The sequence below is a fragment of the Xanthomonas sp. CFBP 8152 genome (genome assembly GCF_014199025.1).
In the GTDB taxonomy this organism is placed as follows: Bacteria; Pseudomonadota; Gammaproteobacteria; order Xanthomonadales; family Xanthomonadaceae; genus Xanthomonas; species Xanthomonas arboricola_B.
The window spans coordinates 1,305,412-1,319,460 of record NZ_JACHNO010000001.1 but is presented as its reverse complement, the minus strand read 5'-3'; the positions used below and the strand labels follow the sequence as shown (position 1 = coordinate 1,319,460).

Annotated in this window: 12 protein-coding genes; 4 read left to right on the top strand and 8 right to left on the bottom strand. The window is 63.8% G+C overall.

Annotated elements, in window-relative coordinates:
* Window positions 1–14: 14 nt before the first annotated feature.
* The 5 genes from ppnN to grxD all read right to left on the bottom strand — a co-directional run bounded on the left by ppnN (window position 15) and on the right by grxD (window position 6,821).
* Window positions 15–1,400, bottom strand: coding sequence for a nucleotide 5'-monophosphate nucleosidase PpnN (gene ppnN, locus FHT09_RS05560; RefSeq protein WP_104606038.1), 1,386 nt, complete (start codon window positions 1,398–1,400; stop codon window positions 15–17).
* Window positions 1,401–1,505: 105 nt separating this feature from the next.
* The gene (locus FHT09_RS05555) at window positions 1,506–4,721 is read right to left on the bottom strand and encodes a TonB-dependent receptor (RefSeq protein WP_104536871.1); all 3,216 of its coding nucleotides are present in this window, start codon (window positions 4,719–4,721) and stop codon (window positions 1,506–1,508) included.
* A gap of 443 nt (window positions 4,722–5,164) precedes the next feature.
* On the bottom strand, window positions 5,165–5,764 hold the full coding sequence (locus FHT09_RS05550) for a YhgN family NAAT transporter (RefSeq protein WP_006450537.1): 600 nt from the start codon (window positions 5,762–5,764) through the stop codon (window positions 5,165–5,167).
* A complete protein-coding gene (locus tag FHT09_RS05545) occupies window positions 5,761–6,504 on the bottom strand; it encodes an SDR family NAD(P)-dependent oxidoreductase (protein WP_104536869.1) in 744 nt (247 codons plus the stop codon). Before FHT09_RS05545 ends, FHT09_RS05550 begins: the two co-directional genes overlap by 4 nt.
* Complete coding sequence (gene grxD / locus FHT09_RS05540; RefSeq protein ID WP_006450539.1) at window positions 6,501–6,821, bottom strand: Grx4 family monothiol glutaredoxin; 321 nt, start codon at window positions 6,819–6,821, stop codon at window positions 6,501–6,503. Before grxD ends, FHT09_RS05545 begins: the two co-directional genes overlap by 4 nt.
* Before the next feature lie 121 nt (window positions 6,822–6,942).
* On the opposite strand from grxD, the gene FHT09_RS05535 reads away from it, so the two are divergent.
* Complete coding sequence (locus tag FHT09_RS05535; RefSeq protein WP_104536867.1) at window positions 6,943–7,521, top strand: Fe-Mn family superoxide dismutase; 579 nt, start codon at window positions 6,943–6,945, stop codon at window positions 7,519–7,521.
* A gap of 139 nt (window positions 7,522–7,660) precedes the next feature.
* On the opposite strand, the gene FHT09_RS05530 is transcribed toward FHT09_RS05535, so the two are convergent.
* Entirely contained in the window at window positions 7,661–8,806 is a 1,146-nt protein-coding gene (locus FHT09_RS05530) for a 5-(carboxyamino)imidazole ribonucleotide synthase (protein ID WP_104606037.1), read from the bottom strand.
* Window positions 8,803–9,306, bottom strand: a complete 504-nt coding sequence (gene purE, locus FHT09_RS05525; protein WP_039510673.1) for a 5-(carboxyamino)imidazole ribonucleotide mutase — start codon at window positions 9,304–9,306, stop codon at window positions 8,803–8,805. Before purE ends, FHT09_RS05530 begins: the two co-directional genes overlap by 4 nt.
* Before the next feature lie 58 nt (window positions 9,307–9,364).
* Here purE and FHT09_RS05520 point away from each other — a divergent pair, with 58 nt between their 5' ends.
* From FHT09_RS05520 to FHT09_RS05510, 3 genes are all read left to right on the top strand, one after another.
* Window positions 9,365–9,634, top strand: a complete 270-nt coding sequence (locus FHT09_RS05520; RefSeq protein ID WP_016901089.1) for a Trm112 family protein — start codon at window positions 9,365–9,367, stop codon at window positions 9,632–9,634.
* The gene (gene nadC / locus FHT09_RS05515) at window positions 9,631–10,515 is read left to right on the top strand and encodes a carboxylating nicotinate-nucleotide diphosphorylase (RefSeq protein ID WP_104606036.1); all 885 of its coding nucleotides are present in this window, start codon (window positions 9,631–9,633) and stop codon (window positions 10,513–10,515) included. The genes FHT09_RS05520 and nadC overlap by 4 nt, the downstream gene beginning before the upstream one ends.
* A 62-nt stretch (window positions 10,516–10,577) precedes the next feature.
* Window positions 10,578–11,630, top strand: coding sequence for a DUF2272 domain-containing protein (locus tag FHT09_RS05510; protein WP_104606035.1), 1,053 nt, complete (start codon window positions 10,578–10,580; stop codon window positions 11,628–11,630).
* A 224-nt stretch (window positions 11,631–11,854) separates the two neighbouring features.
* Here the strand turns inward: FHT09_RS05510 and pnp are convergent, their stop codons facing one another.
* Window positions 11,855–13,969, bottom strand: coding sequence for a polyribonucleotide nucleotidyltransferase (gene pnp / locus FHT09_RS05505; protein ID WP_104606034.1), 2,115 nt, complete (start codon window positions 13,967–13,969; stop codon window positions 11,855–11,857).
* Window positions 13,970–14,049: the final 80 nt, after the last annotated feature.

The window sequence follows — 14,049 nt, the reverse complement described above, 5'->3', positions numbered from 1 at the left end:
ACCGTCCTAGGCGACTAAGTCACCACCCGATAACAGGGCCGGTAATCCCCCGAGATCTTCATCCGGCGCTGCTCGACAAAGCCGCGCAACAGCTCGTCCAGGGCCTGCATGATATCTGGGTCGCCGTGGATCTCGAAAGGGCCGAATTCCTCGATGCGGCGCATGCCGTCTTCCTTGACGTTGCCGGCGACGATGCCGGAAAAGGCGCGGCGCAGATCGGCGGCCAGCGCGGGAGCTGGGCGGCCGTGGTGCAGGTCCAGGGCGGCCATGGCCTCGTGGCTGGGTTCGAACGGCTGCTGGTACTCGAGCGGGATGTGCACGGACCAGTTGAAGTAGTACGAGTCCTTGTGATCCTTGCGGTGCGCACGTACCGCGTGGATGCCTTCGGCCATGCGACGCGCCACGGCGACCGGGTCGCCGACGATGATCTCGTAGCGGGAAGCGACAGCTTCGCCTAGGGTGAGCCGGATGAAGCGGTCGATCTGCTCGAAATACGGCGCGGCAATGGTCGGGCCGGTCAGGATCAGCGGGAACGGCAGGTCGGCGTTCTCCTCGCGCAGCAGGATGCCGAGCAGGTAGAGGATTTCTTCTGCCGTGCCGACGCCGCCCGGAAACACAAGGATGCCGTGACCGATGCGGACGAAGGCCTCCAGGCGCTTTTCGATATCCGGCATGATTACCAGGTGGTTGACGATCGGGTTCGGCGACTCGGCGGCGATGATGCCCGGCTCTGTCACACCGATGTAGCGCGTGTGATGCTTGCGCTGCTTGGCGTGTGCAATGGTGGCTCCCTTCATCGGGCCCTTCATGGCGCCCGGGCCGCAGCCGGTGCAGATGTCCAGGCCGCGCAGGCCCAGTTCGTAGCCCACCTGCTTGGTATAGAGGTATTCGTCGCGCGAGATGGAATGGCCGCCCCAGCATACGACCAGGTTCGGGTCCGACGGCTGCAGGATGTGCGCGTTGCGCAGCTGCCCGAACACTGCATTGGTGATGCCTTCGCTGGTATCCAGATCCCCGCGCTGGGCTTCGAGCTCGATCGCCATGTAGGCCAGGTCGCGCACCACGGCGAACAGCAGCTCGGCCACACCCCGGATGATCTCGCCATCGACGAAGGCCATTGCCGGTGCGTTGCTCAGATCGATGCGGATGCCGCGATCCTGCTGGTTCACCTGGATATCGAAATCCGGATACAGGTCGCGCGCGGCGCGCGGGTCGTCCGACGCGCTGCCGCTGGTCAGCACGGCCAGCGCGCAGCGGCGCAACAACTCGTGCATGCCGCCACTGGAGGCATCGCGCAGACGCGCAACTTCTGCCTTGGACAACACATCCAGGCCACCGCGCGGGTAGATCCGCGCATCCACCACCGGCAGCGCCCGTGCTGCCGTACTGCTGAGTTCCATAGCTTGCTCCTGTCGTATCTCAGAACTTTAGCGTACTCACCCGCTCAAAAGAAAACGGCCGGGAGACCCCGGCCGTTTTTGCAAGCTCCGACACGCCGACCAGCTTTAGAACTGGTAGCGGAAGCCCAGCTGCAGCGCCCAGCGGGAGATGCCCTTGTCGTCGTAGATGGTTGACGGATCGGGCGTATTGAAGCGGTAAACGTATTTGCCGGTAGCCGCATCGATGCCGCCGTACTCGACCACGCCACGCATACTCGGGAACGCGTACTCGTCCACACGGCCCCACTTCTTATTCAGCAAGTTACCGACGTTCATCACGTCAAGCCAGATCTGCGCTTTGTTGCCTTCTAAGAAGCCAGGCAACTCCTGCTCGATGTGCAGGTCGAACTGGTTGACCCACGAGTTGCGCACTGCATTGCGCTGTGCAACCTGCCCCTTATGCGACGACAGATATTCATCGTTGTTGACGAAGTTCCAAAACGCAGCCTCTTCCGCCGCCGAACCAAAGCGAACATCACCTGGACCTGTCGGGATGTACAGCAGGTCGTTCAAGCGGCTGTCGCCGTTTGCATCATTATCAAACGTATAGCTGTATGGACGACCACTACGGCCCTGGTAGATCAAGCCGACCTTGGTGGCAAAGTCGCCGAAGAAGTTGTGCTTCCATTGCAACGTTCCCAGAAAGCTGTTGCGGATCTCATAGGCAGAGGTCGCATTGACCTCTTCGTTGGCCTGGAACACCGCAGTATTGCCCAGCTGCGAACCGGAGGTGGAGCTTGTCAGGCCGCTCACTTCGTCGGCATTGGCAAAGGTATAGGCCAGGCTCCAGGACCAATCGCTATCGTTGAACGGCTTATTCAATCCAACGGTCAGGCTCTGGCTGCCACCCTTGCTAGTAGAGCGAGCAATGATCGCATCGTTGTAGCTGCGATAACGATTGCCACGCGGATCGACCGAAATACCCGTAGGCTGAGTACCGTTGATGTTCCAATTGGCAGGATTCAAGCCAGCCTGATTCCAATAGATCTGACGACCGTCCTGACCAACCGCAGTCGGCCCTGTCTGGCTCAGATTCAGCTGTTGGTAGTAAATGGCTTCCTTGACCTTCGTAACGACGCCCTCGACCGAGGCCACTACACCATACCAAGGCAACTCGGTGTCGAACGCGAGGTTCGCTTTCCACACAGCAGGTTGACCCAGATCCTTATCGACGAAGTCGACGGACTGAGTGGCACCGTTCAATGTCCCGTTGCCACGCGGCTGGTTGTTGATGTCCGGCGTAAACGCGATACCGTTGCTGTTGACCAGATTTACGCTTGAGAAATTGTAATCGGTGTAAGCCAGACCGGTATTCGAGTAGGGATTGGACAACCACACCGACGCCGCCGCACCTTGGAACAGGCCCACACCACCACGCAACTGCGTGGGACGGTCTGCATCGAAGGTGTAATTGAAACCGAAACGCGGCTGCAGCAGGCCATTGCCATCGATGGTTTCATCATTACGCACGCCGAACGTCGTCGAGGCGGCTGCGTTGTATTGCGGCTTGTTCTTCACCATTGGCTCGTCGTAACGCACACCGAAGGTCAAGGTCAGGTTGCTGTTGACAGCCCACGTATCCTGCAAGAACAGGCCGACATTCTTCATGCCCCACTGCGCGGCGATATCATCGATGTTTCCGCTAGTGGATTGAGAATAACGGTAGCTGGCCGGCCGATTGTTGCGGTAGTCGGCAATCGAGTTGAAGTTGTACGAACCAAAGACACGCTGAGCAAACAAGTTGAAGATGTCGTTGTCTTCGTAGTCGCCACCAAACTTCAGGGTGTGATCATCCAGATATAGATTGGCAGCAAAGAACGCATTCCACGTCTCAGTACGCAGTGCATTGGCCTGTGTACTCTGCTCGGTACCGAAGTTGACGAAGTTGTTGCCGATCCGGACACCGACAGCCGGCAATTGCGAGGCAGCGTCACGCACCGCGGAATAATCGCGGTAGGAAACCTTTGCTTCGGTAGAGAACTTCTCAGTCCAGTCACTGAACAATTGAGCTGTGTAGGTTTCGAGCTCGAAATTGCGGGTGTAATGGTACGAATTCAGTGACAAGGCGGTCGCGCTGAAGCCATTGAGGTTGGCGGTTTCCTGCTCGGACTTGCCGTAACGAAACGAGGCGCGGTGCTTGTCGCTGATGTTCCAGTCGATCTTGATGCCCTTCTCTTCCGACTCAGAATCAAGTGCCGGCAGCGCCAGCGTTCCGGGATCGAAACCGTAGACATTGCGCGAGATATCGACGATCTCGTCAACCTGTGCCTGGCTCACGCTGACGATATTACTGGCGCCCGAGCCGGTCGGACCGTATCCGGATGCTCCGGTGAATACGCCTTTGCCCTTGTATTTTTCGTAGTTAGCGAAGAAGAACAGCTTGTCCTTGACGACCGGACCGCCCAGGGTCAGGCCATAGGTGGCTTCATTGTCAAACAGCTGTGGGCGGATACCATTCTGGTTTTTGCCGGACCAGTCGTTTTCGCGATAGGTTCCATAAACTGAACCATGAAATTCGTTTGTACCGGACTTGGTCACGGCATTGATGACACCGCCGGTGCCACCGGTGATGGCCACATCGTAGTTGGCAACGTCCACCGAAATTTCGTCGATGACGTCCATCGAGAACGGCTGGCGCGGGGTCGGCAGGCTGTTGGATTCCAGGCCGAAGGCGTCGTTGGTGCTGATGCCGTCAACGCGGATCGCGTTGTAGCGCGGGTTCTGGCCGGCGATGGAGATTTCGTTGCGCGCCTTGTCGGTCTGCGCGACACGCGGATCCAGACGCACATAGTCCTGCAGGTTGCGGTTGATCGACGGCAGCGACTCGATTTCTTCGCGGGTCACGTTGGTGCCGGTGCCCATCTTGTTGGCGCTGAAGATCGCCGAGCCGTAGTTGCCTGCGATCGCCTGCACGGTCCCCAGCGTTGCCAGATCGCCGCCCAAGGCTGCATCGACCTGATTGACCTTGTCCAGGTTCAGGTACACGCCTTCACGCGTGGTGTTGCCCGCGCCGGAAGCGGTAATGGTGATCGTGTACGGCCCACCCACGCGCAGGCCGCGCGCGTTGTAGCGTCCGCTGGCATCGGTGGTGGCGCGGCTGACTGTGCCCGACTCGACGTGGGTGATCGTCACTTCGGCATTCGGTACCGGTTGACCGGCACTGCTGGTGACCACGCCAGCGACGCCGGCAGAGGTGCTCTGAGCGAACACGGGGGCGGCGGCGAGTGCGGCAACAAGGCCAAGCGTCAACTTGGACATGCGGAGACAGCGGGGGTGGGTCATTTCGGTAGCCTCGATACAGGTTGGGCAGTGACAAAAAGGCGCAGTCAGCCCAACCGTTCCCGGGGGTGGGCTGCCGATGATCTGGGGTCCCTTGCCGCGCGGCTGGTTGCTGCCGCAACGGTTAACAACAGATTAACACGCTAAGGCCTGATTGTGACGGCGACGTGACAAAGTTCGCGCAGTGCAACATGAACTTCGCATGTGAAGGCCTAAACGCCAGCTTGCGCAAAGTTGCGTGGCATTTGCGACAGGTGTCGCGCTCTCGAACTAGCTTGTCTGCAACCGGCAGCGTCTGGCTTGAAACACAGCGATGGCTGTCGGAAGCCATCTCCCGCTACGGCCACCTGGCGCCGCCAACCGCTTGCACCATTGCGGGTCAGCACGCCCCCCGGCGCATTCGCAGATCGTCCCCACGCGCCCTGCCCGCTTATCACCGACTGGATTCAGATCGACACTGGCAGCTTGAAGTAAGTCCCCAGGCCATCCAGGAACATCTGCACCGAAATGGCCACCAGCAACATGCCCATCAGGCGCTCGATCGCGGTCAGTGCGCGATGACCGAGCAGTTTGTACAACAGCGGGGCCGAGGCCAGGATGGTGGATGCACCGATCCAGGCGATCATCAGCGCAAGGCTCCAATCCCATAGCCGGGTGGGTTCGTTGCTGCCCATCAGCATCACTGCGGCCATGCCGGACGGGCCGGCCACCAGCGGGATCGCCAGCGGCACGATGAAGGGCTCACCGTCGGGGATCTCGCCCATCAGGCCTTCCGGGCGCGGGAAGATCATGCGGATACCGATGAGAAACAGCACGATGCCGCCGGCGATCGCCACTGACTCCTGGCGCAGATGCATCAGCTCCAGCGCGTACTTGCCGCCCCACAGGAACGCCATCAGCACGAACAGGGCGATCAACAGCTCGCGCGCGAGCACGAAGCGCTGCCGCTTCGGCGGCAGCGGCTTGAGCACGCTGAGAAACACCGGGATGTTGCCCAACGGGTCGAGGATCAGGAACAGCAGCAGCGCCGCCGACAGAATGGTCATGCAGAAGGACTCCAGATCGCACCGCGGTGCGTGCCACCGGCTGTGGACAACAAGGTGACGCAGGCGGACGCATAGCGCGCGGGGTCCATCGCGTCGCTGTCTTCCTGATGGGTGAAGGCGCGTGCGCGCAAGGCGGTGCGCATCGGACCGGGCTGCAGTCCGCTGATGCGGACCGGGCCGGCGGCGGTTTCGTGATGCAGGCTGGCGAGCAGGCCACGCTGCGCATGCTGGGCAGCGCCATAGGCACCCCAATACGCCTGGCCAACGCGTGCGGGGTCATCGACGACGAAGACCACCGCCGCATCGACTTGCCGCCGCAGCAGCGGCAGGCAGGCCTGGGTCAACCAGGCGCGCGCAGTGAGGTTGATGTGGAGGTTGCGTGCAAAATCGGCAGGCGCCGCGAGTTCGGCCGGGGTCAAGCCGGCGAAATCGGCAGCGCAGTGCAGCAGGCCGTGCAGGCCGGCGAGCTCTGCCTGCAGCCGCTGCGCCAGCGCGGCGTAGTCGTCCGGCGTGGCGCCGGCCAGATCCAGCGGATACAGCGACGGCTCCGGCCCCAGCTTGGCAACTGCGTCATAGATGCGCTCCAGCGGGCGCAGCTTGCGACCGAGCAATACCACGGTCGCACCGGCGCATGCACACGCCTGCGCCGCAGCGCTCCCCAGGCCGCCGGCTGCACCGGTGATCAGCACCACGCGGCCGGCAAGCGCCGCCGCATCGGGCCGGGCCTGCGCCAGACTCACGGCTGATAGGCCTCACTGACGATGCGCTTGAGCTCGCCGGCTTCGAACAGTTCCAGCGTGATGTCGCAACCGCCGATCAGCTCGCCGTGGATGAACAATTGCGGGAAGGTCGGCCAGTTGGAATAGCGTGGCAGATTGGCGCGCACTTCAGGCTCTTCGAGCACGTTGACCGTGCGCAGCTGGTCGGCGCCGGCAGCGACCAACGCCTGCACCGCGCGGCTGGAAAACCCGCACATCGGAAATTGCGGGGTACCTTTCATGAACAGCACGATCGGGTGTTGTTCGACTTCGGCCTGGATCCGTTCCATCACCGGCATTGGACTCTCCTGACTGGGAGCGGCAGGCCCGACCGCCGGGTCGGATAGACTTCCGCAAAGGCGCGCATTGTAAGCCTTCAGCGCGACCTGTCGCCGCACTCCCTTCGCTGCCCTTGCCATCATGCCGATCGAACACCTTGCATTGCCCTACTCCCGCGCTGCCCTGGAGCCGCATCTTTCCGCCGCCACATTGGAGGCGCACCACGGCATCTGTCACCGCAACGAGGTCGATCGGCTCAATGCGCGCATCGAAGGCAGCGAGTTCGCCGAGCTGACGCTGGAAGACATCATCGCGCAGGCGCAAGGCACGCTGTTCCATCTGGCCGCGCAGGTGTGGAACCACAATTTCTATTGGCAGTGCCTGCGCCCACGCGGCGGCGGCGAGCCACTGGGCCGGCTGGCCGACCGCATCGCCAAATCGTTCGGCGACTTCGTGCATTTCAAGCAGGAATTCAACCGCGTCGCCGTGGGCACCTTCGGCTCGGGCTGGGTGTGGCTGGTGCAGCGTCCGGATGGCGCACTGGCGGTCGTCGCCACGCCGAATGCGTCCACGCCGCTCACCGGGCCGGACACCCCGCTGCTCGCCTGCGACCTGTGGGAGCACGCCTATTACCTGGATTACCGGCAGGACCGCGCGCAGTATCTGGAGGCGTTCTGGAAGTTGATCAACTGGGAGTTCGTGGCCAGCCGGTTGGGCTAGTGGCCCGCGCCGTTGCAACGGGTCAACGATCAGGTGATCCGTTGCAACGGCGCATTTGTAGGCACCGCGCACTGCTGTCCATCTTCGCCACGAATGCACATCAACCAGGCCACGGCAGCGCCACCGATGGTTCTGCGAATTACCCTTCGCTCAAACGCGCGAGCACCGGTTCCACCTGCGCATCACGCTGCAACGCGGTGCCTGCTTCGCTCAATGTCTGTGCAAGCGCCTGCGGCGTCTCGGCGCGCAGCGTGGCGTGGCCGACCTTGCGGCCCTCGCGCGCCTGCTTGCCGTAGTCGTGCCAATGCCCACCGGGCACCGCCAAAAATGCGGCAGCATCCGGCATCGCGCCCAGCCAGTTGAGCATGCAGGCATGCCCGCGCATCGCGGTGCTGCCGAGCGGCAAACCCAGCACCGCGCGCACATGATTTTCGAACTGCGAGGTTTCGGCACCTTCGATGGTCCAGTGCCCGGAGTTGTGCACGCGCGGCGCCATCTCGTTGGCGAGCAGCTGGCCATCGCGCACGAACAGTTCCAGCGCGAAGACGCCGACGTAGTCCAGGCGCTCGGCGATCGCGCGCGCATGCGCCTGTGCCGCAGCCTGCAACCCGGCATCCACACGCGCTGGCGCAAGACTGGCCGAGAGCACGCCGTCCACATGCCAGTTCTCGGTCAGCGGCCAGGCGCGCAATTCGCCGTCGCGCCCACGCACTGCCACCACGCTGACCTCGCGCTCGAACGGCACGAAGGCCTCCACGATCAGCCCGACCTTCTCCGCCTGCGCGCCGAGCGCGTCCCACGCGGCATCGGCATCGGCAAGCGCCTTGATGCGGAACTGGCCCTTGCCGTCGTAGCCGAAGCGACGCGTCTTGAGCACGCACGGCGTGCCGATACGGGCCAATGCGGCGTCGAGTCCTGCACGGTCGTCGATGGCAGCGAACTCGGGCACCGGAATGCCGAGCTCGCGGAAGAGGGTTTTTTCGCTGAGCCGGTCCTGCGCCACCGCCAATGCGGCAGCGCTGGGGAACACCGGCACCTGCGCGGCCAACTGCTGCGCGCCGGCGGCCGGCACGTTCTCGAAATCGAAGGTGATCACATCCACCTGTGCGGCGAATGCGGCAAGCGCGGACGTGTCGTCGAAGGCGCCGACCTGCAGCGGCGCCACCTGCCCTGCGCAGGCATCGGCGGCCGGGTCGAACACCGCAAAGCGCAAGCCCAACGGCGCGCCGGCCAACACCAGCATGCGGGCCAGCTGGCCGCCACCCAGAATGCCGACCGTGGTCATTGGCGCGGGTCGTCGCTGGCCATGACATCGTCGGTCTGCCTGGCGCGGAACTGCGCCAGCGCCTGACCGATCTGCGCCTGCTCCGGTGCCAGCATCGCTGCGGCGAACAAGGCCGCATTGGCCGCGCCGGCATTGCCGATCGCAAACGTCGCCACCGGAATGCCGGCCGGCATCTGCACGATCGACAGCAGCGAATCCATGCCGTTGAGCGCCTTGGACTGTACCGGCACACCGAGCACCGGCACCGCCGTCTTGGCCGCCAGCATGCCCGGCAGATGCGCCGCACCACCGGCACCGGCGATGATCGCGCGCAGACCGCGCGCGCCAGCCTGCTCGGCATAGCTGAACAACACATCCGGTGTGCGGTGCGCCGAAACCACCTTGACTTCGTAAGGCACGCCCAGCGCATCGAGCTTCTGAGCTGCGTGTTGCATGGTTTCCCAATCGGAACGGGAACCCATCACGATGCCGACCAGCGGCGCGGAGTGGTTGGAGGTCATGGCCCTGCCCTGCGGTAAAGACGTATTCTAGCCATCTTCCACGCAAGACAAGACTTCGATGGATCGCAAACTGCTCGACCTGCTGTGCTCGCCCGACACCCGCCAGCCGCTTTCGCTGCTCGACGGCAAGGGCCTGGAGGCACTCAACACCGCCATCGCCGGCGGAACCCTGCAGCGTGCCGACGGCACCGCGCAGGCACAGCCACTGCGCGAGGCACTGATCACGCGCGACCGCAAGCAGATCTTCCGCGTCGACGACGGCATTCCGGTGCTGCTGGCCGAAGAAGCCATCGGCACTGCGCAGATCGCCGACTTCCCCGAAAAGTGAATTCTCCCCTGCGCACCACCGTGCCGGAGGCACCACCGGCCGCACTGGTGGACGCCGATGTGGCGCGCGCGCTGGCCGAGGACATCGGCACCGGCGATGTGACCGCAGCGCTGTTGCCCGATCGGGCCGACAGCGCGTATCTGCTGTGCAAGCAGGACGCCGTGATCGCCGGGCGTCCCTGGTTCGACGCCACGCACCGCGCGCTCGATCCGCAGGTGCGGATCGACTGGCAGGTGCACGAAGGCCAGCACGTCGCCGCCGGCACGGTGCTGGCGCTGCTGCATGGCCGCAGCCGCAGCCTGGTCAGCGCCGAGCGCACCTCGCTCAATTTCCTGCAGACGCTGTCGGCCACCGCGACCGCCACGGCTGCATACGTCGCTGCCGTGGCCGGCACCGGAACGCGCATCCTGGATACGCGCAAGACGCTGCCGGGCCTGCGCGCCGCGCAGAAGTACGCCGTGCGCTGCGGCGGTGGCGACAATCACCGCATCGGCCTGTTCGACACGGTGATGCTCAAGGAAAACCATATCCGCACCGCCGGGTCGCTGAGCGCCGCCGTGCATGCCGCACGTGCGCAGCAACCACAGTTGCCGCTGGTGGTCGAGGTGGAAACACTGGAGCAGTTGCGCGAAGCCTTGCAGGTCGGCTGCACGCGCATCCTGATCGACGATTTCGACCCGGCAATGCGTCGCGACGCGGTGCGCATCGTTGCCACCCTGCCGCGAGAACAACGCATTCCGCTGGAAGTCTCCGGCAGCGTGGATCTGGCCGGCATTGCCGCCATTGCGGCCGATGGCGTGGATTGCATCTCCATCGGCGGGCTCACCAAGCACGTGCACGCGGTCGATCTGTCGCTCAAACTGGGCCCGCCGCCGCGCTGATTTCACGCTTGCCCGCAGCCGGCTCTGTCAGCCTGCTGCGATTGTTCTGTGCAGGATCTGCGATGACTGGAAAACCTTGGCCGTGGCTCTATCTGGTGTTGGCGGCATGGGGCGGCACCGCGGCCGCCGCGGAAGTCTGCGATGTGCCCCCACGCTTCGGCACCAGCCCTGCGGCAATCGCCATCGTGCGCAGCGCCTGCAACGAGCACCGCCTGTGGCAGCACCCGTTTATCGATGCCAAGGGCCGTCTGGCCAGCCTGGGCGTGACCGAGGCCGAATCGGGCTATCTGGCCGACCACGGCGTGGTCGCCTGGCAACGCGTGGCCGGCTACTGGCGCGACAGCGGCACGCTGGCATCGATGGGCGGCCGCCCCGGCGCATCGAGCTGCGCGGCACTGGATGGCACGCGCTATACCGCCAGCGATTGCCGCGCGTTCCTGGTCGACAACCCGTGGTCGGCCGCCTTCATCTCCTGGGTGATGACGCAGGCCGGCCTGAGCGGTTTCCATCGCTCTGCACGCCATCTGGATTACATCCGCAGCGCCTACAACGATGGCGCCAGCGGCCCGTACCAGTTCACTGACCCGGCGGTAGAGAAGCCCGCCCCCGGCGATCTGCTGTGCCTGCTGCGCGGGCGCAGCGCCGCGCTCGGCTACGCCGGCCTCAAGGCCGGGCTTGGCGGCAGCGCGCCGATGCCGTGGCAATCGCATTGCGATGTGGTGGTGGCTGCCAACGTCGGTGGCGATCGCACCCTGTATCTGATCGGCGGCAATGTGTTCAATACGGTGATGATGCGCAAGATGCCGCTGGACCGCGCCGGCCGCGTGGAGTTGCCGACACCGCAGTCCGACGGCAGCCAGGACCAGAGCGAGGACGGCCTGGGCATCGCCAGCGAGTGCACGCCGGCACACGAAGAACTCTGCGATTTCAATCGACGCGACTGGGCGGCCCTGTTGAAGCTGCGTCCGGATGCGGTACTGACCGCACCACCGCCGGTCGAGCAGCTGCCTTCGCCAACCACCTTGCCCACGGACCAGACGATGCCGCCGGGTTTCCCACGCGTGGTGCCGCCGCGTCCGGAAGCACAGCCCGAGCCGAAACAACAGCCCAGGTAAGCAGGGCTCAAAGCCCCTCTCACGTCGGGAGAGGGGTTGGGGTGAGGGTACGAAGGCGAAGCCCCAGCCTTGGTTCAACCGTAGGACGCTTCGCCTTTACCCTCATCCGCCCCTACGGGGCACCTCCTCCCGCAGGAGAAGGATCAAGTCACGCGCCATTGCCGGACAGCCAACGAAAAAGCGGGCCGAAGCCCGCTTTTTCGTGACGCGTCAAACAGTGACAGTTACTCGGCAGACGCCGGCAGGCCTTCGCCTTCTTCCACTGCCTTGATCGACAGACGGATACGGCCCTGCTTGTCCACTTCCAGCACCTTGACGCGGACCAGATCGCCTTCCTTCAGCTTGTCGCCGACCTTTTCCACGCGCTCGCTGGAGATCTGCGAGACGTGCACCAGGCCGTCCTTGCCCGGCAGGATGGTGACGAACGCACCGAAGTCCATGATCTTGGCGACCTTGCCTTCGTAGATGCGGCCCGGCTCCACGTCCGAGGTGATCTGCTCGATGCGCGACTTCGCAGCTTGCGCAGCAATGGCGTTGACCGAGGCGATGATGATCGTGCCGTCGTCCTGGATGTCGATCTGGGTACCGGTTTCCTTGGTGATGGCCTGGATGGTCGAACCACCCTTGCCGATCACTTCGCGGATCTTGTCCGGGTGGATCTTGATGGTCAGCAGACGCGGCGCGTAATCGCTCAGCTCCAGACGCGGGGTGGTCAGGGCATGCGCCATCTCGCCGAGGATGTGCAGACGGCCGGCCTTGGCCTGCTGCAATGCCTGCTTCATGATCTCTTCGGTGATGCCTTCGATCTTGATGTCCATCTGCAGCGCGGACACGCCTTCGGCAGTACCGGCCACCTTGAAGTCCATGTCGCCGAGGTGATCTTCATCGCCCAGGATGTCCGACAGCACGACGAAGTCGTTGCCTTCCTTGACCAGACCCATCGCGATACCGGCGACCGGCGCCTTGATCGGCACACCGGCGTCCATCAGCGCCAGCGAGCTGCCGCAGACCGATGCCATCGAGGACGAACCGTTGGACTCGGTGATTTCCGAGACCACGCGGATGGTGTACGGGAACTCCTCCAGGCTCGGCATCACCGCCAGTACGCCGCGCTTGGCCAGACGGCCATGGCCGATCTCGCGACGCTTCGGCGCACCGAAGCGACCGCACTCGCCCACCGAGTACGGAGGGAAGTTGTAATGGAACAGGAAGTTCTCTTTGTACTCGCCCGAGACGGCGTCGATGACCTGACCGTCGCGTGCGGTGCCGAGCGTGGTGATCACGATGGCCTGGGTCTCGCCGCGGGTGAACAGCGCCGAGCCATGGGTACGCGGCAGCACGCCGGCCTTGGCGCTGATCGGACGCACGGTATCCAGTGCACGGCCGTCGATGCGCACCTTGGTGCTCAGCACCGAGCCGCGCATGGTCTGGTATTCCAGCTCGCCGAATTCCTTGGACAGATCACCGGCAGCCCAGCCTTCGATCGTGGCGCGCGGTGCCAGCGCACCCAGCACGTCCTTCTTGATCGCCGAAATCGCATCGCGGCGCTGCAGCTTGTCGCGCACCTGGAAGGCCGAAGCGAGCTGCTCGCCCACTGCTTCCTTCAGCGCGGCGATCATGCCGTCGTTCTTGGCCGGAGCCACCCAGTCGGACGGCTTGGTGCCGGCTTCGACGGTCAGCTCGTTGATGATGTTGATGACCTTCTGCATCTCGCGATGGCCGAACGTCACCGCGCCCAGCATCACTTCTTCCGACAGCAGCTCGGCTTCGGACTCGACCATCAGCACCGCATTGGCGGTACCGGCCACGACCAGCTCCAGCTGCGAATCCTTCAGCTCGGTCACGGTCGGGTTGAGGATGTATTCGCCATTCTTGTAACCGACCTTCGCCGCAGCGATCGGGCCGTTGAACGGAGTGCCGGCCAGCGACAGCGCGGCCGATGCGCCGATCAGCGCGGCGATATCGCCGTCGATGTCCGGGTTCATCGACATCACGGTGGCGATGATCTGCACTTCGTTCTTGTAGTCCTCGGGGAACAGCGGACGGATCGGGCGATCGATCAGGCGCGAGATCAACGTTTCCTTCTCGGTCGCACGTCCTTCGCGCTTGAAGAAGCCGCCCGGGATGCGGCCGCCGGCGTAGAACTTCTCCTGGTAATCAACCGTCAGAGGAAAGAAGTCCTGTCCTTCGCGCGCGCTCTTGGCGGCGACGGCGGTGACCAGCAGTACGGTGTCGTCGAACTTGACGATGACGGCGCCGCCTGCCTGGCGAGCGATTTCGCCCGTCTCCAGGGTGACGGTGTGCTTGCCGTACTGGAAGGTTTTGGTGATTTTTGCCACGGAGGTTTTTTCCCTTAGGTGTTGCTGTCTTCGTTGGACCGTCGTCGACCCATGCCGAGAACGGGCGGCCGGGAGGCTCC